We start from the raw sequence: 23,832 nt of genomic DNA, 5'->3' as shown, positions 1-23,832 counted from the left end.
GCTACTCCTGGCGGCGGCGCCACAAGCTCCATCGCCGCTTTTCCGTGGAAACCTGTCCGACGCGAGACGCCAGCTGGCGCAGCGCGGCGGCTGTTTTGCTCGACGGCACGGCAACGATGAGCGGCTTGCCGGCGCTGGCGGCCTGCTGCGCGGCCTTGGAATCCTCGGGCAGGAGAAGATCGACCTTGTGGCCCAGCGCCCGCTCGAATTCCGAGCGCGCGAGCGAGGCATCCTTGTGGGCGCAGCGGTTGGCGACGATGGTGAGCTTGGCGTTGCTCGCGAGCTGCTGGATCTGGGCATTGATGCGGATCGCGTCGCGCAGGCCCGCCAGCGTCAGGTCGGTGACCAGGACGATGTCGGTCGCGGCGCTCAGCGCGCGCGGCCGCGCCTTGATGGCGCTGCGCGGCAGGTCGATCACGATGCACTCGGACTGGCGCTTGATCGCGTCGAGCAGGAGGGTGACGCCGGCGGCGTCGTAATGGACATCCTCCTCGACCGATTCCTCGGCCGCCATCACATGGAGCCGTTCGCCGACCTTGACCGAGGCGCTGCTGATGAAGAGGCTGTCGATGCGGTTCGGGTGCTCGAGCGCCTCGCGCAGGCCGCGCGTCGGCTCGATATCGAGGGCGAGCGCGATGGTGCCGTTCTGCAGGTCGAGATCCAGCAGGGTGGTCTGGCGGTTCTGTTCCTGCGCCATCAGCCAGGCGCAATTGACCGCGATCAGGCTGGCGCCCACGCCGCCGCGCGAACCGATGACCGTGACGATCCGCCGGTTGTCGCCCGATCCGGAGGCGGCGGTGGGCTGGGTGATCCGGTTGATCGTCGCGGTCAGCGCCTTTTCCGTGATCGGCTTGACCATGTAGTCGGCGACGCCGGCTTCGATCACCTCGTGATAGAATTGGACATCGTTGACGTTGCCGACCGCGATGACCTTGGTGTCGTCCATGAAGGCGGCGACGATCGGCAGCAGCGCGTTGAGCGGCTTGGGCGCGTCGGTGATGTCGACGATCAGCAGGGCGGGCGCGGCGTTGTCGGTCAGGTATTCCAGCGCCTCGCGGCTGCCGCCGTCGCGGACCTGCGACTTGCCGAAGAGCTGCTTGGCGACGCCGCTGGCGACGCCGTGGGTCTGGTTGTCGGCGACGAACGCGACGCAATCCATGCGCTGCGCCCCCGCCTTCTTGGGGGCGGAAGCGGCCTTGGCCGCGTCGTCCTTCTTGGAGCGTTTGGCGAGCTTCAGCATGGTCCGGTCGCTAGTCGGTGGTGCTCTGCGTCACCGGCGCGTAGGTCTGGCCGGTGCGGTAGCGCTGGATGGAGAGCGACTGGCCTTCGCTGTCGGCGGGCGGCAAGTCGCGGCCCTGCGCCAGATCGTTCGGATTCTCGAGCATCAGGCCGAGATCGATCGCGTTTGCGCAGCCCGGGTTGAGATTGGGCCGGAGCTCGTGATCGAGCTGGATGGGCGCGTTGTAGCCCGGGCAGGCGATGGGAACGACCTGCGACTTCAGGGCGACCACCGCGAGCTGGTCGGGATTGCCGCCCTGCTGGGGCGGCGACAGATCGACGACGAGGCCGCGCGCCGCCAGCACGCGGCGCACCTCGCCCATGCGATCCGCGAGCAGCCCCGCATCGGTGCCTTCGGGCGCGTTCGGCCTGACCATGATCCGCGTCCCCGAGCTGATGTTCTGGCGCTCCAGGAAATCGAGGAGCGAGGTCTTCTCGGCGCCGGCGAGGGCCGCCGAGCGCGGCGCGAAATTGACGGCGTGGGTCAGGGCCACGGTCTGGACCCGCGGTTCGGCCGCGGGCGTGGCCTGCTTCCAGGTCGCGAGCGTGAGATAGCGATCCTGCTGCTGCTCCTCGCAGCCCTGGAGGGCGGGGAAGAGGGCGAGCGCGGCGAAGAGGGCGAGCGCGGCGCGGTTCATGACGTTCATCCGTTTGCTGGGTCGCCTCATTGGACGACGAAACCGACAGGGCCGTTGGCGCCGACGGCCGGCACGGCCGCGCCGTTGGCGGTCGGCTGGTCGTCCGCGGCGGCGCCGGCACCCGAGCCATAGGCGAGCTTCTGGCTGCCTTCGGCGCCGGTGGTGGCGTCGGTCGGCGCGGCCAGGCGAGGTGCCGAGACCGGCTGCACGATATAGGGCGTCACCAGGATCACGAGCTCGCTCTCCTGGCGCTGGAACTTGTCGGACTTGAAGAGGTCGCCGAGGATCGGGATGTCGCCCAGCCCCGGCACCTTGTCGGCATCGAGGCGCTGGTTGTTCTGGATCAGGCCGGCGATCGCGAAGCTTTGCCCGCTGGCGAGCTCGACGGTGGTCTCGGCGCGGCGGGTCGTGAGCGCCGGGATGACGAAATCGCCGAGCTTGACCGCGCCATCATTGGTCAGGGCGCTGACCTCGGGCGCCACGCGCAGGCTGATGCGGCGATCGCCCAGCAGGGTCGGGGTGAAAGCGAGGCTGACGCCGAATTTCTTGAACTCGACCGTGATGGTGCTCGAGCCCGCGTTCGAGTCCTGCGCGACCGGGATCGGGAACTCGCCGCCGGCGAGGAAGCTGGCGGTCTCGCCCGAGAGCGCCGTCAGGTTCGGCTCGGCCAGGACCGAGACCAGGCCCTCGGTCGAGAGCGCGTCGATAAGGCCGTTCAGGTCGACCGGGCCGCCGCTGTAGGAACCCGAGAAGGCCGTGCCGGTCTGGGTCGTGGTGGCCGCGCCCAGCAAGGTGCTGGCGAATCCGGGCGTGACAAAGCCGAAGGCGAAGCCGCCGGCGGTGACGGCCATGTTCCAGTCGATGCCGAGCTGCTTGACGACGCTGCGCGAAACCTCGGCGACGCGGACCCGGAGGCTGACCTGGTTGGCCGCGGTGATGGCGAGATGGTCGATCACCTCTTCGCCTTCGCCGAGGAAACGCGTCGTCAGGCGGCGGGCGTCCTCGGCCTCGGCGGCGGTCGCGACCGCGCCGTCCAGCACGATGCCGGCATCGACGGAATGGGGGGTGACGTCGCCGTTCGGCACGACGCGGCGCAGCTCCTCGGTCAGGCGCGACAGGTTGTGAGAGACCACGACCGTCGAGCTGAGCAGGACCTTCTCGTTCTCGTCGACGACATAGAGCGTGGTCTCGCCCGACTTCTTGCCGATGACATAGATCAGCCGCGGCGATTTGACGGCCACGTCGGCGATCTCGGGATTGGCGACGAAGACGGAGGCCGCGGGCTGGCTGACCCGCAGCAGGGTGCCTTCGCCGCGCTCGATCTGGATCTTCTCGCCGGTGGCGGTGATCTGCTCTTGCGCCGATGCCGGCAGGATCGCGCCGACGGCGAAAGCGGCCAGGATCACCAGGCCGCAGACCAGCCGTTGCAGGGAGAGGCGCATCATGATGCCTTTCATCGGTCGAAGGTCATTTGCTGAACGGTGCTGCCCTGCACCACCTGGACCTTGACGGTGGATTTGCGGCCCAGCAGCCGGCTGACTTCGCTGTCGAAGGTGTAGGTCTCGCCGCGCGTGGGCGGGGAATCCTCTTCCACCGGCTCCGGCAGCACCGCGGGGGCGGGCTTCGTCGCGCCGCCCGTGGAGACGCTGTCATCGCCCGGGCCGCCGGCCAGGACCTCGTCGTCGCTCTTCGTGCCGACCGTATCGGCGGCCGCCGGATTGGCGGCGATGGCGGGGCTGTCCTCGGGCTGATCCTTGGCCAGGCTGCGCAGGCTGAACTGCACGCGCCCGAGCTCCACCACGACCGCGATCATCTCGGCCTGCTTCGGCGTGACCTCGAGCGTCGCGACCTTGCCCGAGACAGGCTGGCCCTTGATGTCGTCCAGGGTCTGGTCGATGGCGAGGATCCGGATATTCTCGAGCACCGTCTCGGTGGCGTGGCGGGTCTCTTTGCTGCCCTCGCTGTTGTCGTCGCCGGGCAGGTCGTGGGTCAGCAGCATGTCGACGCGATCGCCCGGAAGCATCATGCCGGCGATGCCGGTGACGTCGCCCACGCCGATCGAGATGGCGCGCATGCCGGGCTTGAGCACCGCGGCGAGGAAGCCGCGCTCTCCGGGCTTCACCACGGCGGTCGCCTGGATCGGTTCGCCGGCGGCCACGCCGCGGCGCACCACGGCACCGACGAAATCCTCGATCTTGGCGCTGGTCTGGGCGAAGAAGGCCGGCGTGATGGCGTTCTGCGGCCAGGCCTGCCACTTCAGATGCTCGGGCTTCAGCAGCGTGCCCGTCGGCAGATTGGCGGCGGCCACCAGGATGGAGGTATCGGCGGCCGGCGGCGGGGCGGGCGCGGCCTGGGTCACGGCCGGCTGCTCCGCGGGCTTGCGGGCCTCGAGCACGCCGCGGGTGATGTAGACGGCCGTGCCGGCGATCAGCAGGGCCGCGATGAACAGCATCAGGCTGCGTGCGGACATGGGGGGACCTCAGCCTTGCATCAAAAGGGAGACGGCGACCGCGAGGCCGCCGAAGGCGATGGCCACGCCATAGGGCAGGCTCATCCGTTCCAGGCGCCGGGCCGCCGGATCCGCGGTCGTGGCGCCGCCCGAGGGCACGGCCGCGTGGGCGCCGATCCCGTGGGCGATGGCCCATCGCGGCGCGAAACGCGGTGCCAGATGACGCCGGGCCAGCAGAACCGCGGCGATGACGCCGCCGGCGACGCCGGTCAGCAGCAGGAACAGCGGAAACAGCCCGGGTCCTGCCCAGAGCGAGACCACCGTGAAGAGCTTGGCATCGCCGCCGCCGGCCCAGCCCATGAAGAAGCAGAAGATGCCGCCCGCCAGCACGAAGGCGGCGAGAATGAGCGCGGACTGCCACTCCACCGGCACCGGCGAGACGAGGACATGGCCGGGATAGAGCAGCAGGATGGCCAGGCTCAGCCGGTTCGGAAGCTTCAGCCACAGCAAGTCCTGCGCCGCCGCGAACAGCAGCAGCCCCGCAAAGCAGGCGATGATGAGCAGGTGGACGACCGGGCTCAGCATAATCGACGGTCTACCTCATGGCGGTCGGCGAGAACGGGAGCGCCACGGACGGCGTGGCGGGGCGCTCTCCGGCAGGCTTCAGCGAACCACCTCAGGCTTAAGGTTCGGTAAAACGAGCCGGCCGGCGCGCGTCGGGCGACGCGTGGATGTGGCAGTTTCGCTGTGGCATTTTGCGGGCCGCGGCGACCGGATCGCGGCGCCATGGGCATGCAATTTTTCCGCGAATTGGATTCATCGCGGAAAGCCTGGGTTGACCGCGAAAGCTTTCGGCAAATTCACCGCAAGCTGCGTCTAGTCTTAAAGATTCCTTTAAGCGAACCGGCGTATCTGGGCGCCATGGATCGATGCGCCAAGAATCCGCCCAGGGATCCGCAAGCCCGCTTGCGCCAAGCCTGGCGGCGTTGCGCGGCCGGCATCCGTGCGTTCGCCGCGGACCGCCGGGGCACCGTCATCACCTTCATGGCCGTGGCGATCGTGCCGCTGATCGGCGCGCTCGGGCTCGCCACCGACGCGGCGCGCGGTTACATGGTGCGTTCGCAGCTCTCCTCCGCTCTCGATGCGGCCGCGCTGGCCGGCGGCAAGATCATGTTCTCGGTCAATCGCGATGCCGATATCGACATGTTCTTCAAGGCCAACTTTCCCGACGGCTATATGGGGGCCGCCGTCACCGGGCCGAGCATTTCGGTGAATGACGACAAGACCAAGCTGTCGTTGAGCGCCACCGCGACCATCCCCACGACCTTCATGCATGTGCTGGGGTTCCAGGAGATGACCGTCGAGGCCTCGACCGAGGTCACGCGCTCGGTGGACATGCTCGATCTCGTGATCTCGATCGACCTGTCGGGCTCGATGGGTCAGCCCATGACCAAGATCGAGGGCGCCCGCGACGCCGCCAAGAACCTGGTGAGCATCCTCTACGGCCCGAACACGGTCGCGCCGACCTATACGGTCGACGGCACCACCTACAACCTGCTCAATATCGGCCTGGTGCCCTGGAACTCGAAGGTCAATGTCGGCATCGCCGGCCAGACCTATAACCCCGCCCTGACGACCACCGTCACCGTCCCGGCTTTCACCAACCCGGTGACGGGGGCGACCGGCCAGACCGTCCTCTACAAGGTCAACAATTCGCCGGTGCTGTTCCTGCGCGATCCGGGGACGGGCTGGAAGGGCTGCGTCTATGCGCGTTATGTCGGCGATAGCAGCAACACCAATGACGCGGATCTGCAGATCGGCGATATCACGGTCGGCGGAAAATACTGGCCGGGTTATGACCCGATCCCGTTGCTTGAGGGTGAATCGCGGTCCGGCACCTGGAGCGGCTCGAGTCCGGACAATGAGCCGTCCAACACGGGCTGGCGAAACACGAACCGAAGCTGCTACGGCGCATACTGGAATGACGGCAATTCTAGCCAGCCGGTCGCGGTTCCGGCACTGCCGACCTGGTGGCATCCGTCTGCACCCACCATTAGCAACCCGGCCAGCAGCGATTGTGCCGACTGCTTGGCCTACAGCATCACACCGCTCAACCACACGAAGCAGACCATCGACGATGCGATCGATGCGCTGCTGACGCCGGCGGGCACGACAAACATTCCGCAGGGCCTCTACTGGGCCTGGGAAGTGTTGATGCCGGGCGATCCCTTCAACGACGCGGTCGCGACCGTGCCGTTCCCGCGCCAGCGCGCGATCGTGCTGCTGACGGACGGCGAGATCCAGGGCGGCAATGGCGACGCCTATGGCGGCCGGTTCGGATCGGGCACGGGCGCCGGCACCACCACCAACTCGGCGCACGGCTTCATGCCGTCGCCGCCGGCGGCCGCCAACACCCGCAACAACCTGAACAACCGCCTGAAGCAGCTCGCCGCCAACGTCAAGGCGCAGGGCATCAAGGTCTATGTGATCCAGTTCGACAACACGAGCTCGACCCTGACGACCTTGCTGCAGTCGGTCGCGACCGAGCCCAACGCGCCCTACTACTATAACGCGCCGACCGTCGACGAGCTCAAGGAAGCCTTCAACCAGATCGCCTCGAACCTGTCGAAGCTGCGCCTGTCGATGTGACGCCGGTTGGCGCAGCGCCCGGGGCGTTCAGCCCGCGGCCCCGTAACCGAGCTCGCGGTAGAAGGCGGCGCATTCCGACATCATCAGGTCGGTTTCCTCGTCGCTGAGCGGCTGCGGCGGGCGGTAGCCCGTGACGGCGCTGCCGTCGGGCGCGAAGCGCGGCTGGTCGTTGATGCGCCGGGTCATGACCGCGCGGTCGATGCCGTCGATCTCGACGAAGCGCTCGAGGCGCTGGAGGTGCGGCTCGGGATCGGCGGTGAAATTCTCGTATTTGAGGAGCAGGAACGCGTCGCCGCTGAGGCGCTGCATGGTGCGGATATTGTCCGCCCAGTTGCGCGCGAAGCGGCGCCAGTCCTGGGGCCCGCGGAAATCGCCGGGCCAGCGCGCCTTGGCCGAACGCGCCACCGGCAGCAGGTCGCGATAGATCATCACATAGCGCGCGTCGGGCAGCAGGCGCGGCAGGATCGCGAAGCTGGTCTGGCTGCGGATCTGGTGCTTGATGCCCCAGCGCTCGAATCCCAGCGCCGCCGCATCGTCGCGATAGCTGCGCAGGAGGAGCCGGAAGGAGCCGATCAGCGCGCGCAGGTAGCTGTCGAAATCGGGGAACAGGCTCGAGGCTTCGAAATCCTCCTTCTTCTCGACCAGGAGATCGCGCGCCATGGCGATCACCTTGCGCTTGGCGTCGGCCTCGCGCTGGTAGTTCCGGATGATGTCCGGAAAGGTCTGGAGCAGGGCGAAGTTCTCGCCATAGACGACGATCCTGCCGGTGGAGTTGAGCAGGCGCTGCAGCAGGCTGGTGCCGCAGCGCGTGGTCGGCCCGATCACGAAGACGGGAGGCTTTTCAGTCGCGGCCATTCGTTTCCCCGAGAGTCTCAGAAACCGTAGAGCGTTTTCGGATCGACCAGCACCTCGGCGATCGTATCGAGATGTCCGTTGCGCCAGGCCCTGAAGAAGCAGTTGCGCCGGCCGGTATGGCAGGCGACGCCAGTCTGGTCGACCAGCAGCAGCAAGGTATCGCCGTCGCAATCGACCCTGAGCTCCACCAGCCGCTGCCGCTGGCCCGAGGTCTCGCCCTTGCGCCAGAGCTTCTGGCGCGATCGCGACCAGTAGCAGACATCGCCCGTCGCCAGCGTCTCGCTCAGCGCCGCTCGGTTCATCCAGGCGAGCATCAGCACCTCGCCGGTGTCATGCTGCTGGGCGATGGCGGCGACCAGGCCGTCGCGGTCGAACTGCACCGCCGCGGCGATCTCCGCCGGCAGGGAAGCGTCGCTCATGGCTCCTGCACTCCGCCGCCCGCATTCAGGCGGGCGAAACCGCGGTCGAGATCGGCGATCAGATCCTTCGGATCCTCGAGGCCGGCATGGAGCCGCAAGGTCGGCCCGGCGGTCTCCCATCGGGTGGCGCTGCGGATCGCCTTGGGATCCACCGGCAGGATCAGGCTCTCGTAGCCGCCCCAGCTATAGCCCATGCCGAAGAGCTCCATGCCGTCGAGCATGGATTCGAGCGCGGCCGGCGCGCAGGGCTTGAGCACGATGCCGAACAGTCCCGTGGCGCCGGCGAAATCGCGTTGCCAGAGCCGGTGGCCGGGGTCCTGCGGCAAGGCCGGGTGCAGCACGCGCTCGACCTCGGGGCGGGCCTGCAGCCAGCGCGCGAGGGCCAGGCCGGTGCGCTGGTGGCGTTCGAGGCGCACCGAGAGCGTCCGCAGGCCCCGCAAGGCCAGGTAGCAATCGTCGGGCGCCGCGGCATGACCCATCATATGGGCGGCGGTCTTGATCCGGATCAGCCGCTCATGGTCGGCGGCGACCACGCCCATCATCAGATCCGAATGGCCGCCGATATATTTGGTCGCCGCCTCGATCACCACATCGACGCCGTGCTTGAGCGGCTTGAAGAAGAGCGGCGTGGCCCAGGTATTGTCCATGATCGTCGTGGCGCCCCGGGCCCTGGCCGCGGCCGCGACCGCCGGCACATCCTGCATCTCGAAGGTGAGGGAGCCCGGCGCCTCGAGATAGACGACCTTGGTTTCCGGCCGCATCAGGCCCTCGATCCGGTCACCCACCGCCGGATCGTAGAAGCTGGTCGCGATGCCGAAATCGGTCAGTAAACGTTTGCAGAGCGTGCGGACCGGGCCATAGACGGTGTCGACCATCAGCAGATGATCGCCGGTCTTGAGAAAGGCCATCAGCGAGGCGGCGATGGCGGCGAGCCCGCTGGGCAGCGCCAGGGCGCGGTCGGCGCCCTCGAGCCGGGCGACCGTCTCTTCGAAGGCGATCGTGGTCGGCGTTCCCTGGCGGCCATAGGTCACCATCGAGAAACGGCTGGCGCTGGCCTGGGCCTCGCGCAGCGCTTCGACGGTCGGAAACAGGATCGTCGAGGCATGGTAGACGGGCGGATTCACGACGCCGAAATTGTCGCGCGGCCGGTTGCCGGCATGGGTGAGGACGGTGTCGTCGCCGGCAGGCAGGGCGTCGGGTGGGCGGTCACTCATAATTGATTTTCCAAGGCTTGCAGCAGGCCTTGGCTTGTAGCACCGGGAAGGCTCGTGTTAAAGGTCGCGACAGGGTGCTGCAACAAGGGGGTTGTGCTCCAGCCCCCGATGTTGAACGCTATAGCAGGGCTGGGCGGAAAATCCGGAGAACGGATCGCCCCGAAACCGATCCGCGCTCGCGGGTAGCCATTACAGGGAAGGACTGCCAAATGAACAAAATTGCGATGATTGCCGCGGCCGCCGTGGCGGTGGTGTTTGCCACCGGCAGCGCCAAGGCCTCCACGCTCGACGACGTCAAGGGACGCGGCCAGGTGACTTGCGGCGTGAACGGGCCGTCGGGCCTCGCCGGCTTCGGCGCGCCGGACGACAAAGGGAACTGGACCGGTCTGGACGTCGATATCTGCCGCGCCGTGGCCGCGGCGGTCTTTGGCGATGCGACCAAGGTCAAATATGTGCCGCTGGGCTCGAAAGAGCGCTTCACCGCGCTGCAATCGGGCGAGATCGATCTTCTGGCGCGCAACTCGACCTGGACGCTGTCGCGTGACACGGATCTCGGCCTCGATTTCGTAGCGGTCAACTACTACGACGGCCAAGGCTTCATGGTCCGCAAGGAGCTGGGCGTCAACAGCGCCAAGGAACTGTCGGGTGCCACCGTCTGCGTCCAGACCGGCACCACCACCGAGAAGAATCTCGGCGACTATTTCCGCGCCAACAATCTCGAGCTGAAGTCGGTCGTGTTCGAGACCTCCGACCAGGCCCGTCAGGCCTATGACGAAGGCCGCTGCGACGCCTACACCACCGACGCTTCCGGCCTCGCGGCCGAGCGCACCCAGCTCAAGAATCCGGCCGACAACATCATCCTGCCCGAGATCATCTCCAAGGAGCCGCTCGGGCCGGCGGTGCGCCATGGCGACAACCAGTGGGGCGACATCGTCCGCTGGTCCTTCTTCGCCATGATCATCGGCGAGGAGTTCGGCATCACCCAGGCCAATGTCGATCAGGTGAAATCCAGCTCCGACAACCCGGAGGTCCGTCGCCTTTTGGGCGTCGAGGACGAGATGGGCAAGATGCTCGGGCTCGATAACGCCTGGGCCTATAACATCTTGAAGCAGGTCGGCAATTACGGCGAAAGCTTCGAGCGCAATGTCGGCCTGAAGACCCCGCTGGGCCTGGCTCGCGGCCTGAACGAGCTCTGGTCCAAGGGCGGCCTGCAATACGCGCCGCCCGCCCGCTGAAGCCGGCGAGACGGACGGAAACCACGGAGGCGCACCCGGTCCCGAGGGATGGGGTGCGCCTCTCGTCTTTTTGGCCAGCAGCAGGATGGAGGCGGCATGACCGGCATGGTCGACCGCGCGGACCGGTTTTCCGGCGCCACGGTGCCTCTATGGAAGAACCGGACGGCGCGCGCGCTGTTCTACCAGGCGGTGGTGCTCGGCCTCCTGGTCCTCCTGACGGCGTTCTTCGTCCATAACACGGGCGTCAATCTCGCCAAGCGCGGCATCGCTTCGGGCTTCGGCTTCCTCAACGGGGTGGCCGGCTTCGACATCTCCTTCAAGCTCGTTTCCTATTCGCTGACCTCGAGCTACGGGCGGGCCCTGCTGATCGGGCTCCTGAACACGCTGCTGGTCGCCGCGGTGGGCGTGGTGCTGGCGACCGTGCTGGGCTTCGTGGTCGGCGTGGCGCGCCTCTCCAGCAACTGGATCATCGCCAAGCTGGCGGCGGTCTATGTCGACGTCATCCGCAATATTCCGCTGCTGGCGCAGCTGATCTTCTGGTATTTCGGCGTGCTTTCGACTTTGCCGGGCGTGCGCCAGAGCATCGATTTACTGGGCCTGTTCTTCCTGAACCAGCGCGGCCTCTATGCGCCGGTGCCGGAGCTGCAGCCGGGATTCGGGATCATGCCCGTGGCGCTCCTGGTCGGCGCGCTGGGCGCGGTTCTCGTCTCCGCCTGGGCACGGCGCCGGCAGATGATGACCGGCCAGCCCTTCCATTCCTTCTGGGTGGGGTTGGGCCTGATCGTCGGCGTGCCCATGATCGTCGGCCTGATCTTCGGCTTCCGCATGACCTGGTCCTTCCCGGAGCTGGCCGGCTTCAACTTCAAGGGCGGCTTCCAGATCGCGCCGGAATTCATCGCGCTCCTGGTCGGTCTCTCGATCCACACCTCGGCCTTCATCGCCGAGATCGTGCGCTCGGGCGTGCAGGCCGTGAGCCACGGGCAGACCGAGGCGGGGCTGGCGCTGGGGCTGAAGCGCGGTATCGTCACGCGCAAGATCGTGCTGCCGCAGGCCTTGCGCGTGATCGTGCCGCCGCTGACGAGCCAGTATCTGAACCTCACCAAGAATTCCTCGCTGGCGGTCTTCATCGGCTTCCCGGAGGTGGTTGCGGTCTTCGCCGGCACCACCCTGAACCAGACCGGCCAGGCGGTCGAATGCATCGCCATCACCATGGCGATCTATCTCGTGATCAGCCTCCTGATCTCGCTGTTCATGAACTGGTACAACCGCCATATCGCGCTGGTGGAGCGCTGACCCCGTGGTCGATCTCGCCCACCGCGCCGACGAGCCACCGCCGCCGCCCGAGAGCCGGAAGCCGGACGAGCCGCCGCCGGTGATGGCCGTGGGCCTCCTGGGATGGGCCCGCGCCCATCTTTTCTCGAGCATCGGCAACTCCATTCTGACGTTGCTGGCGCTGTGGTTCCTCTACAAGACCATCCCGCCGCTGGTGGACTGGCTCTTCATCTCGGCCAACTGGCAGGAGGGCACCAGCCGGGCCGACTGCGTGAAGCCGGGCGCCTGCTGGACCATGGTGCGCGCGCGCTTCGGCCAGATGATGTACGGCTTCTACCCCGTCGAGGAACGCTGGCGGGTGAACATCGTGGGCCTGATCCTCGTCGTCGGCGTCGCCGGCATCCTGATCGAGCGCGTGCCGCACAAGCTCTGGATCGGCGCCTTCCTGTTCCTGATCTATCCCTTCATCGCCTTCTGGCTGCTCTGTGGCGGGCTCGGCCTCGTGCCGGTCGATACCTCGCGCTTCGGCGGCCTGATGCTGACCCTCATCCTCGCCGTCACGGGCATCGCGGTGTCGCTGCCGGTGGGCGTGATCCTGGCGCTGGGGCGGCGTTCCGCCATGCCGGTGATCCGGATCGTCACGGTCGCCTTCATCGAGTTCGTGCGCGGCGTGCCGCTCATCACCGTGCTGTTCATGGCCTCGGTGATCTTCCCGCTGTTCCTGCCCGAGGGCGTCACCTTCGACAAGCTGCTGCGCGCGCTCGTGGGCATCTCGCTGTTCTCCTCGGCCTACATGGCCGAGGTCATCCGCGGCGGGCTGCAGGCGATCCCGAAGGGCCAGTACGAAGGCGCCATGTCGCTGGGCCTGAACTACTGGAAGATGAACAGCTTCATCATCCTGCCGCAGGCCCTGCGGATCTGCATTCCCGGCATCGTCAACAGCTTCATCGGCCTGTTCATGGACACGAACCTGGTGCTGATCATGGGGCTGGTCGAGCTGCTGGGCATCGCGCAGGCCTCGACCCGAGACCCGAACTGGCTGGGCCTGATCAACACGGCGCTCGCCTTCGTGTCGGTGATCTATTTCGCGTTCTGTTTCGGCATGTCGCGCTACAGCCAGGCGCTGGAGCGCCGGCTGGCGAAGGGGCGGCGGCGATGAGGGTGGGATTCAAGCGGGCAGGGGAGAAGGCGGATGGCTGAGGCGGCAGCGGCGACGGCACAGGGCGAAGCGCCGATCGTGCAACTGGAAGGCGTCAACAAGTGGTACGGCACCTTCCATGTGCTCAAGGACATCAACCTGTCAGTGGCCAAGGGCGAGCGGATCGTCATTTGCGGCCCGTCGGGCTCCGGCAAATCGACCCTGATCCGGTGCATCAACCGGCTCGAGGAGCATCAGCGCGGCCGCATCGTCGTGGACGGGATCGAGCTCAACCAGGATGTGAAGCATATCGAGCAGATCCGCCGCGAGGTCGGCATGGTCTTCCAGCAGTTCAACCTGTTTCCGCACCTGACCGTGCTGGAGAACCTGACCCTGGCGCCGATCTGGGTGCGGCGCATGCCCAAGGCCGAGGCGGAGAAGACGGCCCGCCTTTATCTCGAGCGCGTGCGGATTCCCGAGCAGGCGGACAAGTATCCGGGCCAGCTCTCCGGCGGCCAGCAGCAGCGGGTGGCGATCGCCCGCTCGCTCTGCATGAACCCCAAGGTCATGCTGTTCGACGAGCCCACCTCGGCCCTCGATCCGGAGATGATCAAGGAAGTGCTCGACGTGATGATCGAACTGGCCCGGTCGGGCATGACCATGCTCTGCGTCACCCATGAGATGGGCTTCGCCCGCACGGTGGCGAACCGGGTGATCTTCATGGATCGGGGCGAAATCATCGAGGAAAACGCCCCGGAGGCCTTCTTTAACCACCCGCGCTCCGAACGGACCCGACTTTTCTTGAGTCAGATCCTTCACCATTAACGCGTCGTCTGGTCGCGGCGGGCCGGATTTTCGGTCCGCCGCCGGCGAATCTTTCCCTGTTTACAGAGCATTAAGTGCCCGGCACACCCGGGTGTGTTGCCTCGCCAGAAGTTACTGGCGGGGTAACAAATGCTGCCGACCGATGAATGGAAGTTGTCGATGTAAAACGGTCCTGTGGCATAGTTATGACGAAGTAGTTTTTAAAAACAGTCCGTGAGTAATCCAAAACAAAAATGGTTAAAAGTTATTACTTAAGTTGTATCGGTTAACTGTTATGGTTTAAATCCAAAATATTTCCTCTAGCATTTTCAGAAGTTTTCTCTCATATATGCCGCGCGTTCAGGAGCCCGAAGTGGGGCTCGCCCGGCTTATGCGTGAATAAAGGCGCCCGTGGGTGCGCCGGCCGATCCGGGCGGGAACTTCACTTCAGGGGATTTTTTTGCAAGGAGACCGCCCGTGGCCCAGACGACAGTTGGCACCAATACCGGTGCTGCTTCGACGACGGTTGTTTCGTCCGCTTCTCATTCGAACGAGGCCCAGGCGGCCCATCCCGATGCAGCCGTGAACATGGCGGCGGCCAGCGAAGCGGCGGTCTCTGAGGCTGTTTCGACCGGTTCTGCGGGGGCGGGCGCGAACGGGGCGGCTGGGAACGGCGCGGTTCCGGGCGCGGTGCAGATGGCGGCGGCGACGGGTGTGGATTCTCCCTCGCCCGACCAGGTGACGATCATCCGGGTGGTGGCGGGCCAGCCGATCGATCTGCCGATCGACCCGCAGCAGCTGGCCGATGCGCAGCTTCAGATCGTGGGCGGCGATCTGGAGATCAAGCTGCCGGACGGCCACATCTTCCTGCTGGTCGGCTTCGTGAAGGCGGAGGAATCGGGCCAGGCGCCGGACATCGTCGTCGAGAGCGGCGAGCATATGTCGGCGGAGGACGTGCTGGCGCTGACGGGGACGAGCCTGGAAGACCTGCTGCAGACGGCGGCGGGCGGTGCGCAGGCGGGGACGGGGACGGCGAACAACTCGGCCTCGTTCCGGCATGGGTTCCTGGGCGGGCTGATCAACGGCCTGAACGACGAGGGCCCGATCGGTCCGACGGCGCTGCAGTATGGGGTTCCGGAGCCGCTGACGGGTCCGATCGACAAGCTGGACGACAGCGACCAGCGGGCGCTGATGCAGTGGCATATCGAGGGCGACCCGCTGGTGCATGAGCCGTTCTTCGGCGGCAAGCAGCAGCAGGAGTTCCGCGAGCTGGTGGCGGAGGGGACCTTCGCGACCTACACGGTGTTCTACACCGGCGCGGTCCTGGCGCCGGGCCAGACGGCCTCGATCACGGTCGAGACGGGTGCGGGCCATCATGACAGCACGCCCGATGCGACGGGGGGTGCGGACTACGAGACGCTGTCGACGATTCTGACCTTCACGGGCGGGGGCGCGACCTCGCAGACGCTCGAGGTTCAGATCTTCGGCGACACGGTGGTGGAAGGGACGGAGGACTACTCCGTCAACCTGTCGGGCCAGAGCCACGGGACGATCGTGGACCCGACGCAGGACACGGACATCGTGGACGAGACCTCGGGCCCGTTCTGGAACATCCAGGGCGACAGCGTGGTGCACGAGGGCGACACCGCGGTCTACACGGTTTCGTATAACGGCGCGGTTCTGGCGCCGGGGATCACGGCGACGGTGACGGTGCTGACGGGCGCCGGCACGAACGGTTCGGAGCCGGATGCGACGTCGGGGACGGACTACACGGCGCTGACGACGGTTCTGACCTTCACGGGCGGTTCGGCGACGGCGCAGACGGTCGAGGTTCACACGACCGACGATACGGTGGTGGAGGGGACGGAGGATTACTCTGTCCAGCTGGCGGACCCGAGCCATGGCGTGATCAGCATCGGGACGGCGCCGACGGACATCATCGACGACGACGCGCAGAACCTGCAGTGGTCGATCACGGGCGACAGCCTGGTGAACGAAGGCAATGCCGCGGTCTACACGGTGACCTACACGGGCGCGGTTCTGGCGCCGGGGATCACGGCGACGGTGACGGTGCAGACGGGTCCGGGGACGAACGGGTCGGAGCCTGACGCAGACTCGAATACCGACTACACGTCGCTGTCGACGGTTCTGACCTTCACGGGCGGGGATTCGAACGCGCAGACGGTGTCTGTGCAGACGGTTGACGACACGCTGGTGGAGGGGACGGAGGATTACTCCGTCCAGATCTCGGGCCAGAGCGCCGGGAATATCACGCAGGGGACGGCGCCGACGGACATCGTCGACAACGACGCGCCGAACATGCAGTGGTCGGTCGTCGGCGACAGCCTGGTGAGCGAGGGCAACACGGCGATCTACACGGTCTCCTACAGCGGCGCCGTCCTGGCGCCGGGGCAGACGGCGACGATCACGGTGCAGACGGGCCCCGGCACGAACGGGTCGGAGCCGGATGCGGACTCGAACACCGACTACACGGCGCTGTCGACGGTGCTGACCTTCACCGGCGGCCAGACTTCGCAGACGGTCGAGGTCCACACCACCGACGACACGCTGATCGAGGGCACGGAGGACTACTCCGTCAACATCTCGGGCCAGAGCGCCGGCACCATCACCCAGCCCACCGCTCCCACCGACATCATCGACAACGATCATATCTCGCAGTGGAATATCACCGGCGACAGCCTGGTGACCGAAGGCGAGGTTGCCGTCTACACGGTCTCCTACACCGGCGGCGTGCTGGCGCCGGGCCAGACCGCGACCATCACGGTCCAGACCGGCCCGGGTACGAACGGGTCCGAGCCGGATGCCGAGGGCAACACGGACTACACCTCGCTCTCGACGGTGCTGACCTTCACGGGCGGCCAGACCTCGCAGACGGTGTCGGTGCAGACCGTCGACGACACGCTGGTCGAGGGCACGGAGGACTACTCCGTCCATATCTCGGGTCCGAGCTCGGGCGCGATCGGCATCGGCACGGCGCCGACCGACATCATCGACAGCGATCATATCTCGCAGTGGAACATCACCGGCTCGACGCAGGTGACCGAAGGCGATACCGCGATCTATACGGTGAGCTACACGGGCGGCGTGCTGGCCTCGGGCCAGACGGCGACGATCGTGGTCGAGACCGGCCCCGGCACCAACGGCTCCGAGCCGGATGCCGAGGGCAACACGGACTACACCTCGCTCTCGACGACCTTGACCTTTACCGGCGGCCAGACCGCCCAGACGGTCGCGGTCCACACCGTCGACGACACGCTGATCGAAGGCACGGAGGACTACTCCGTCCAGATCTCGGGCCAGAGCGCGGGCACCATCGGTGTCGGCACGGCGCCGACCGACATCATCGACGGCGATCATATCTCGCAGTGGAACATCGCCGGCGACAGCCTGGTGACGGAAGGCAACACCGCGATCTACACGGTGAGCTACACCGGCGGCGTGCTGGCCCCGGGCCAGACCGCGACGATCACGGTCCAGACCGGCCCCGGTACCAAGGGGTCCGAGCCTGACGCGACCGCGCCCAGCGATTACACGGCGCTGTCGACGGTCCTGACCTTCACCGGCGGCCAGACGGCGCAGACGGTGGCGGTCCACACCAACACCGACACGGTGATCGAGGGCACGGAGGATTACTCCGTCCAGATCTCGGGTCAGAGCGCGGGCACGATCGGCACCGGCACGGCGCCGACCGACATCGTCGACCAGACCACGGGTCCGTTCTGGAACATCACCGGCTCGACCCAGGTGAATGAGGGTTCGGACGCCACCTACACGGTGAGCTACACCGGTGCCACGCTGGCGCCGGGCCAGACGGCGCTGGTGACGATCCAGACCGGCGACCATGCCGGCGGCAGCCCGAACGCGACGGAAGGCACCGACTACAACACCCGTGACGGCTTCATCCTGACCTTCACGGGCGGCGGCGGCACGGCGCAGACGCTGACGGTCCACACCAACACCGACACGGTGGTGGAGGGGACCGAGGACTACCAGGTCTCGATCAATCCCTCGATCGGCACGATCAGCACCGGCACGGCGACGACGGACATCGTCGACCAGACCACGGGCCCGGTGTGGAACATCGCCGGCTCGACCCAGGTGAACGAGGGTTCGGACGCCACCTACACGGTGAGCTACACCGGTGCCACGCTGGCGCCGGGCCAGACGGCGCTGGTGACGATCCAGACCGGCGACCATGCCGGCGGTAGCCCGAACGCGACGGAAGGCACCGACTACAACACCCGTGACGGCTTCATCCTGACCTTCACGGGCGGCGGCGGCACGGCGCAGACGCTGACGGTCCACACCAACACCGACACGGTGGTGGAGGGGACCGAGGACTACCAGGTCTCGATCAATCCCTCGATCGGCACGACCGGCACCGGCACGGCGACGACGGACATCGTCGACCAGACCACGGGCCCGGTGTGGAACATCGCCGGCTCGACCCAGGTGAACGAGGGTTCGGACGCCACCTACACGGTCTCCTACACCGGTGCCACGCTGGCGCCGGGCCAGACGGCGCTGGTGACGATCCAGACCGGCGACCATGCCGGCGGCAGCCCGAACGCGACGGAAGGCACCGACTACAACACCCGTGACGGCTTCATCCTGACCTTCACGGGCGGCGGCGGCACGGCGCAGACGCTGACGGTCCACACCAACACCGACACGGTGGTGGAGGGGACCGAGGACTACCAGGTCTCGATCAATCCCTCGATCGGCACGACCGGCACCGGCACGGCGACGACGGACATCGTCGACCAGACCACGGGCCCGTTCTGGAACATCACCGGCTCGACCCAGGTGAACGAGGGTTCGGACGCCACCTACACGGTCTCCTACACCGGTGCCACGCTGGCGCCGGGCCAGACGGCGCTGGTGACGATCCAGACCGGCGACCATGCCGGCGGTAGCCCGAACGCGACGGAAGGCACCGACTACAACACCCGTGACGGCTTCATCCTGACCTTCACGGGCGGCGGCGGCACGGCGCAGACGCTGACGGTCCACACCAACACCGACACGGTGGTGGAGGGGACCGAGGACTACCAGGTCTCGATCAATCCCTCGATCGGCACGATCAGCACCGGCACGGCGACGACGGACATCGTCGACCAGACCACGGGCCCGGTGTGGAACATCACCGGCTCGACCCAGGTGAACGAGGGTTCGGACGCCACCTACACGGTGAGCTACACCGGTGCCACGCTGGCGCCGGGCCAGACGGCGCTGGTGACGATCCAGACCGGCGACCATGCCGGCGGCAGCCCGAACGCGACGGAAGGCACCGACTACAACACCCGTGACGGCTTCATCCTGACCTTCACGGGCGGCGGCGGCACGGCGCAGACGCTGACGGTCCACACCAACACCGACACGGTGGTGGAGGGGACCGAGGACTACCAGGTCTCGATCAATCCCTCGATCGGCACGACCGGCACCGGCACGGCGACGACGGACATCGTCGACCAGACCACGGGCCCGTTCTGGAACATCACCGGCTCGACCCAGGTGAACGAGGGTTCGGACGCCACCTACACGGTCTCCTACACCGGTGCCACGCTGGCGCCGGGCCAGACGGCGCTGGTGACGATCCAGACCGGCGACCATGCCGGCGGCAGCCCGAACGCGACGGAAGGCACCGACTACAACACCCGTGACGGCTTCATCCTGACCTTCACGGGCGGCGGCGGCACGGCGCAGACGCTGACGGTCCACACCAACACCGACACGGTGGTGGAGGGGACCGAGGACTACCAGGTCTCGATCAATCCCTCGATCGGCACGATCAGCACCGGCACGGCGACGACGGACATCGTCGACCAGACCACGGGCCCGGTGTGGAACATCGCCGGCTCGACCCAGGTGAACGAGGGTTCGGACGCCACCTACACGGTGAGCTACACCGGTGCCACGCTGGCGCCGGGCCAGACGGCGCTGGTGACGATCCAGACCGGCGACCATGCCGGCGGCAGCCCGAACGCGACGGAAGGCACCGACTACAACACCCGTGACGGCTTCATCCTGACCTTCACGGGCGGCGGCGGCACGGCGCAGACGCTGACGGTCCACACGGTCGACGACACGGTGGTGGAAGGGACCGAGGACTACCAGATCTCGATTACGCCTTCGGTTGGTGCGATCGGCACCGGCACGGCAACAACCAACATCATCGACAACGACAAGTACGTCCCGCATGGCGGCAACGACACCTGCTCGGTACTTGAGCGGGGTGTCGAGGCGGTGGCGCTGGGCAACTTTTCCGAAGGCACGAATGCGATCGGCAACGAGGAGATCGCGGCCGGCAACCTGACTTACAGCTTCGGCGGTGACGGGAAGGCGGCCTCGCAGCCCTTCACCTGGTCGGGCACGGTGAGTGCCGTCGATCCGGAGACCAGCGGCTCGGTGCCGCTGACCTCGGGCGGCCAGGCGATCACCTGGACGGTCTCGAACGGCGGCTTGACCATCACCGGCACCGTCGCCAGCGGCCCGCATGCGGGCGGCGTGGTGGCGAAGCTCGAGATCACGGACATCAACACCGGCGCCTACAAGTTCGAGCAGCTGGGGGCGATCGATCATCCGGATGCAGGCACCAACGGCAGCCAGGTCAACGGCAACGACCAGCTCCAGCTCACCTTCACCTACACGGTCAAGGACGCGGTCGATGCCGACACGGCGAACGGCACGCTGAAGGTGTCGGTCGGCGACGACGGCCCGGTGGCCAATCCCGAGGAGAAGACCGCGGCGGCAGCGGGCTCGGTCGACACGAACCTGATGATCGTGCTCGACCTCTCGGGCTCGATGACCGACGACAGCGGGCTGCAGGGCCTCGACCGACTCCAGGCCTCGAAAGCGGCGATCAACGAGCTGTTTGAGCAGTATCACAGCCTGGGCGACGTGAAGGTCCAGATCGTGACCTTCTCGGGCAGCGCCGACACCCAGAACTACAACGGGTCGGGCGGAATCTGGCTCAGCCTCTCGGACGCCAAGGCCTTCATCAACTCGCTGGGGGCGGGCGGCAGCACGAACTACGATGCGGCGCTGCAGCAGGCGATCCAGGCCTATGCGGATGCCGGGAAGATCGACCCGGTCGGCAATCCGCAGCCGGTCCAGAACGTGGCCTACTTCATCTCGGACGGCGATCCGACCTCGGCGAGTGCCTGGTCGAGCATTCCCGGCGACACGACGGAGAACGGCATCAACGCCAACGAGGAATCTGCCTGGATCCAGTTCCTCAAGGACAACGATATCAACTCCTATGCGATCGGCATCGGTACCGGCATCACGGTCTCGAACCTGAACCCGGTCGCTTATAACGGCGCGGTCGAGAGCAACACCAACGGCGCCCAGGTGTCGGATCTGAGCCAGCTCGCGCAGTTCCTGAGCGAGACGGCGCAGAACAACATCACCGGTAACGTGATGAGCGACAACGGCACGGAGATCGGTGCCGATGGCGGCTATGTGAAGTCGATCAGCTACGGCAACTCGGTCTTCACCTTCAACGGGACCAGCAGCATCACCCGCAATGTCGGCGGCACGGTGGTCTTCTCGACCAGCGGCAATCTGCTGACGATCACCACGGCCTACGGCACGATGCAGATCAACATGCTGTCGGGCGCCTACACCTTCACGGTGGCGTCGGGCGTGGGCGTGGTGCCGCCGGAAGCCTTCAACTTCGTGCTGCACGACAATGACGGCGACGAGGCGGGCAACTCGCTGACGATCAACCTCACACCGTCGGACAGCGCGCCGATCGCCCGCGACGACAGCATCATCATCGCCAGCGGCAACACCACGCCGCTCATCATCGACGACAAGTGGCTGCTGTGGAACGACAGCGATGCCGACGGCGATGTGATGTCGATCGTGGCGGCAGCCAACGGCGGTACGCTCGTCGGCGGGGACGTGCAGATCAACACGCTCAACGGCAGCTTCGACTATACGGCGCAGTCGACCACGCTGACCGATGATGCGCACGTGACCACGAGCTCGACCACGAGCACGACGATCAACGGCAACGGCGTCGACAACATCATTATCGGCGACGGCGACAACGAGCTGATCCGCGGCTACGAGGGCAACGACGTCCTGGTCGGCAACGGCGGCAACGACACGCTGGCCGGCGGCACCGGCAACGACCTGCTGGTCGGCGGGGCCGGAACCGACGTGGCGGATCTCTCCGACCACGCCTCGGGCCTGGTGGTGGCGCTCGATGCCTCTGGCAATGCGACGGTGACGGCCGATGGCTCGACCGACGTGCTGCAGGGCATGGAGGGTGTCATCGGCGGCAACGGTGCCGACAGCCTGAGCGGCAATCTCGCCGACAACTACTTCGACGGCGGGAACGGCAACGACACGCTGTTCGGCGGCGACGGGAACGACTATCTCGTCGGCGGCGGCGGCACCGATAGCCTCAACGGCGGCAACAACGACGACACGCTGGTGGGCGACTCCAGCAACCCCGACACGCTGGCCGGCGGGTCGGGCACGGATACCGCGGACTTCTCGGGCTATGCGAGCAACCGCGATATCACGCTGGTGCTGAACGACAGCGGCAACGGTACGGCCAACGTGTCCGGTTCCGGGGACGATGCGCTCTTCAGCATCGAGAATGTCCTGGGCGGTTCCGGCGACGACCACATCACCGGCGGCAGCCCGAACAACCTGTTCATGGGCAATAGCGGCGACGACACGCTCGAGGGTGGCGGTGGCGACGACACGCTCTATGGCGGGACCGGCGAAGACAGCCTCGATGGCGGCAGCGGCAACGACTATCTCGATGGCGGCACCAGCACGGGCGGCGGGCAGCAGGACACGCTGTTCGGCGGCGATGGTGACGACACGCTGCTGTTCGGTGCCACTGACGACACCTACAACGGTGGTGGCGACATCGACACGCTCAAGATCACGGCCGACACCAACTTCTCCAACTTCTCCCAGAGCGTGTCGCGGATCGAGATCCTCGACATGACCGGGAACGGCAACCAGACGCTGACGTTGAACCACGACGACGTTCTCGACTTCACCGGAGATGACGACAACGCGGTGACGAAGAACTTCGGCGGTTCGATCGGCACCAAGACGATCGAGATGTTCATCAAGGGCAATGCAGGGGACTCGGTCGATCTCCCGATCGACAACACGTCGCCCTTCTCGAACGACACCTGGCACTCGACGGGCCAGACCTATGTCGTGCCGGCCGGGGGCAATGCTTACGGTGCTGCCGGCACCACCTACAATCTCTACATCGACGACGACAATGCTCACGTGATCGCGGTACAGAACGGCGTGACGGTGTCCTGATCGATCGAAAACCGGCTGGCTGACGGCTTCGCGGAGACGGGCGCCCCAGGCAGGGGCGCCCGTTTTCGTTTGGGGCCATCGGGGTTCAGGCCTGGGCGAGCGCGACGCCTGTCGCCCCCAGCGGGCCGGCGGAGAGCGACGGTTCGGTTTCAACCTGAAATCAACTGCTTATTTGCCGGCCACACCGGGATGTGATGTCCAGTGAGAATTTTGTGGTCGTCCAATAAATACTGCCCGCCGATGAAGCTCAGTCATGGCTGTAAAGCTAGATAAATAGGGAGTTAAAGCGGCATAAAATCGAAGTCCTGTTTAAAGAAAGGCGACAAGAGAAATAGCTAAAAATCATTACTTCTATTGTGATGGTTAACTGAAATTGATTAGAAACAGAATAATTATCTGGCATTTGCAGCAAATTTCTCGCATACATACCGCCACATTAAACGCCCGAAGTGGGTCTTTGCCCGAGAACCAGAAAGATGCTCGTGGGAGCGTCACGGCCGGGCAGGGGTGGCTTCCGGGGATCTTTGGGAGACTTGCACGTGGCCCAGCCGACG

At 66.3% G+C, this 23,832-nt stretch carries 14 protein-coding genes; 6 read left to right on the top strand and 8 right to left on the bottom strand.

Features of this window, described 5'->3' with window-relative positions; translation table 11 throughout:
- Position 1 precedes the first annotated feature (1 nt).
- From FRZ61_RS12040 to FRZ61_RS12020, 5 genes are read right to left on the bottom strand one after another with little or no spacing between them, the layout of a single operon-like run.
- Positions 2-1,240, bottom strand: coding sequence for a P-loop NTPase (locus FRZ61_RS12040; RefSeq protein WP_151117922.1), 1,239 nt, complete (start codon positions 1,238-1,240; stop codon positions 2-4).
- A 10-nt stretch (positions 1,241-1,250) separates the two neighbouring features.
- Entirely contained in the window at positions 1,251-1,916 is a 666-nt protein-coding gene (locus FRZ61_RS12035) for a CpaD family pilus assembly lipoprotein (protein ID WP_191909418.1), read from the bottom strand.
- A 26-nt stretch (positions 1,917-1,942) separates the two neighbouring features.
- Positions 1,943-3,361, bottom strand: coding sequence for a type II and III secretion system protein family protein (locus FRZ61_RS12030; RefSeq protein ID WP_191909417.1), 1,419 nt, complete (start codon positions 3,359-3,361; stop codon positions 1,943-1,945).
- 8 nt (positions 3,362-3,369) lie between these two features.
- Positions 3,370-4,386 carry a Flp pilus assembly protein CpaB gene (cpaB, locus tag FRZ61_RS12025; protein ID WP_151117916.1) on the bottom strand — a complete coding sequence of 339 codons (1,017 nt, stop codon included), beginning with the start codon at positions 4,384-4,386 and terminating at the stop codon, positions 3,370-3,372.
- 9 nt (positions 4,387-4,395) lie between these two features.
- Positions 4,396-4,950 carry an A24 family peptidase gene (locus FRZ61_RS12020; protein ID WP_151117914.1) on the bottom strand — a complete coding sequence of 185 codons (555 nt, stop codon included), beginning with the start codon at positions 4,948-4,950 and terminating at the stop codon, positions 4,396-4,398.
- 381 nt (positions 4,951-5,331) lie between these two features.
- Between FRZ61_RS12020 and FRZ61_RS12015 the strand changes: the two genes are divergently transcribed.
- Positions 5,332-7,014 carry a vWA domain-containing protein gene (locus tag FRZ61_RS12015; RefSeq protein WP_191909416.1) on the top strand — a complete coding sequence of 561 codons (1,683 nt, stop codon included), beginning with the start codon at positions 5,332-5,334 and terminating at the stop codon, positions 7,012-7,014.
- Between the two features lie 27 nt (positions 7,015-7,041).
- On the opposite strand, the gene FRZ61_RS12010 is transcribed toward FRZ61_RS12015, so the two are convergent.
- The 3 genes from FRZ61_RS12010 to metC are packed head-to-tail and all read right to left on the bottom strand — an operon-like array spanning position 7,042 to position 9,502.
- On the bottom strand, positions 7,042-7,869 hold the full coding sequence (locus tag FRZ61_RS12010; protein WP_151117910.1) for a sulfotransferase: 828 nt from the start codon (positions 7,867-7,869) through the stop codon (positions 7,042-7,044).
- A 17-nt stretch (positions 7,870-7,886) separates the two neighbouring features.
- Positions 7,887-8,288: a phosphoribosyl-AMP cyclohydrolase gene (gene hisI, locus FRZ61_RS12005; RefSeq protein WP_151117908.1), complete on the bottom strand. Its 402-nt coding sequence runs from the start codon at positions 8,286-8,288 to the stop codon at positions 7,887-7,889.
- On the bottom strand, positions 8,285-9,502 hold the full coding sequence (gene metC, locus FRZ61_RS12000) for a cystathionine beta-lyase (protein WP_151117906.1): 1,218 nt from the start codon (positions 9,500-9,502) through the stop codon (positions 8,285-8,287). Before metC ends, hisI begins: the two co-directional genes overlap by 4 nt.
- Positions 9,503-9,711: 209 nt before the next feature.
- On the opposite strand from metC, the gene FRZ61_RS11995 reads away from it, so the two are divergent.
- The 5 genes from FRZ61_RS11995 (at position 9,712) to FRZ61_RS11975 (ending at position 23,278) form a co-directional block, all read left to right on the top strand.
- Positions 9,712-10,737, top strand: coding sequence for an amino acid ABC transporter substrate-binding protein (locus tag FRZ61_RS11995; protein ID WP_151117904.1), 1,026 nt, complete (start codon positions 9,712-9,714; stop codon positions 10,735-10,737).
- A 96-nt stretch (positions 10,738-10,833) separates the two neighbouring features.
- Positions 10,834-12,030 (top strand): amino acid ABC transporter permease, encoded by a 1,197-nt coding sequence (locus FRZ61_RS11990; protein ID WP_225309222.1) that lies wholly within the window; start codon positions 10,834-10,836, stop codon positions 12,028-12,030.
- A gap of 4 nt (positions 12,031-12,034) precedes the next feature.
- Positions 12,035-13,168, top strand: a complete 1,134-nt coding sequence (locus FRZ61_RS11985; protein WP_225309221.1) for an amino acid ABC transporter permease — start codon at positions 12,035-12,037, stop codon at positions 13,166-13,168.
- Positions 13,169-13,201: 33 nt separating this feature from the next.
- Positions 13,202-13,972, top strand: a complete 771-nt coding sequence (locus FRZ61_RS11980) for an amino acid ABC transporter ATP-binding protein (protein WP_151117902.1) — start codon at positions 13,202-13,204, stop codon at positions 13,970-13,972.
- A 675-nt stretch (positions 13,973-14,647) separates the two neighbouring features.
- The gene (locus FRZ61_RS11975) at positions 14,648-23,278 is read left to right on the top strand and encodes a Calx-beta domain-containing protein (RefSeq protein WP_151117900.1); all 8,631 of its coding nucleotides are present in this window, start codon (positions 14,648-14,650) and stop codon (positions 23,276-23,278) included.
- Positions 23,279-23,832 lie beyond the last annotated feature (554 nt).

Origin of the sequence: Hypericibacter adhaerens (genome assembly GCF_008728835.1) — a bacterium.
In the GTDB taxonomy this organism is placed as follows: domain Bacteria; phylum Pseudomonadota; class Alphaproteobacteria; order Dongiales; family Dongiaceae; genus Hypericibacter; species Hypericibacter adhaerens.
Note: the sequence above shows the minus strand (reverse complement) of the source record. Positions and strands in the feature narration are given on the sequence as shown.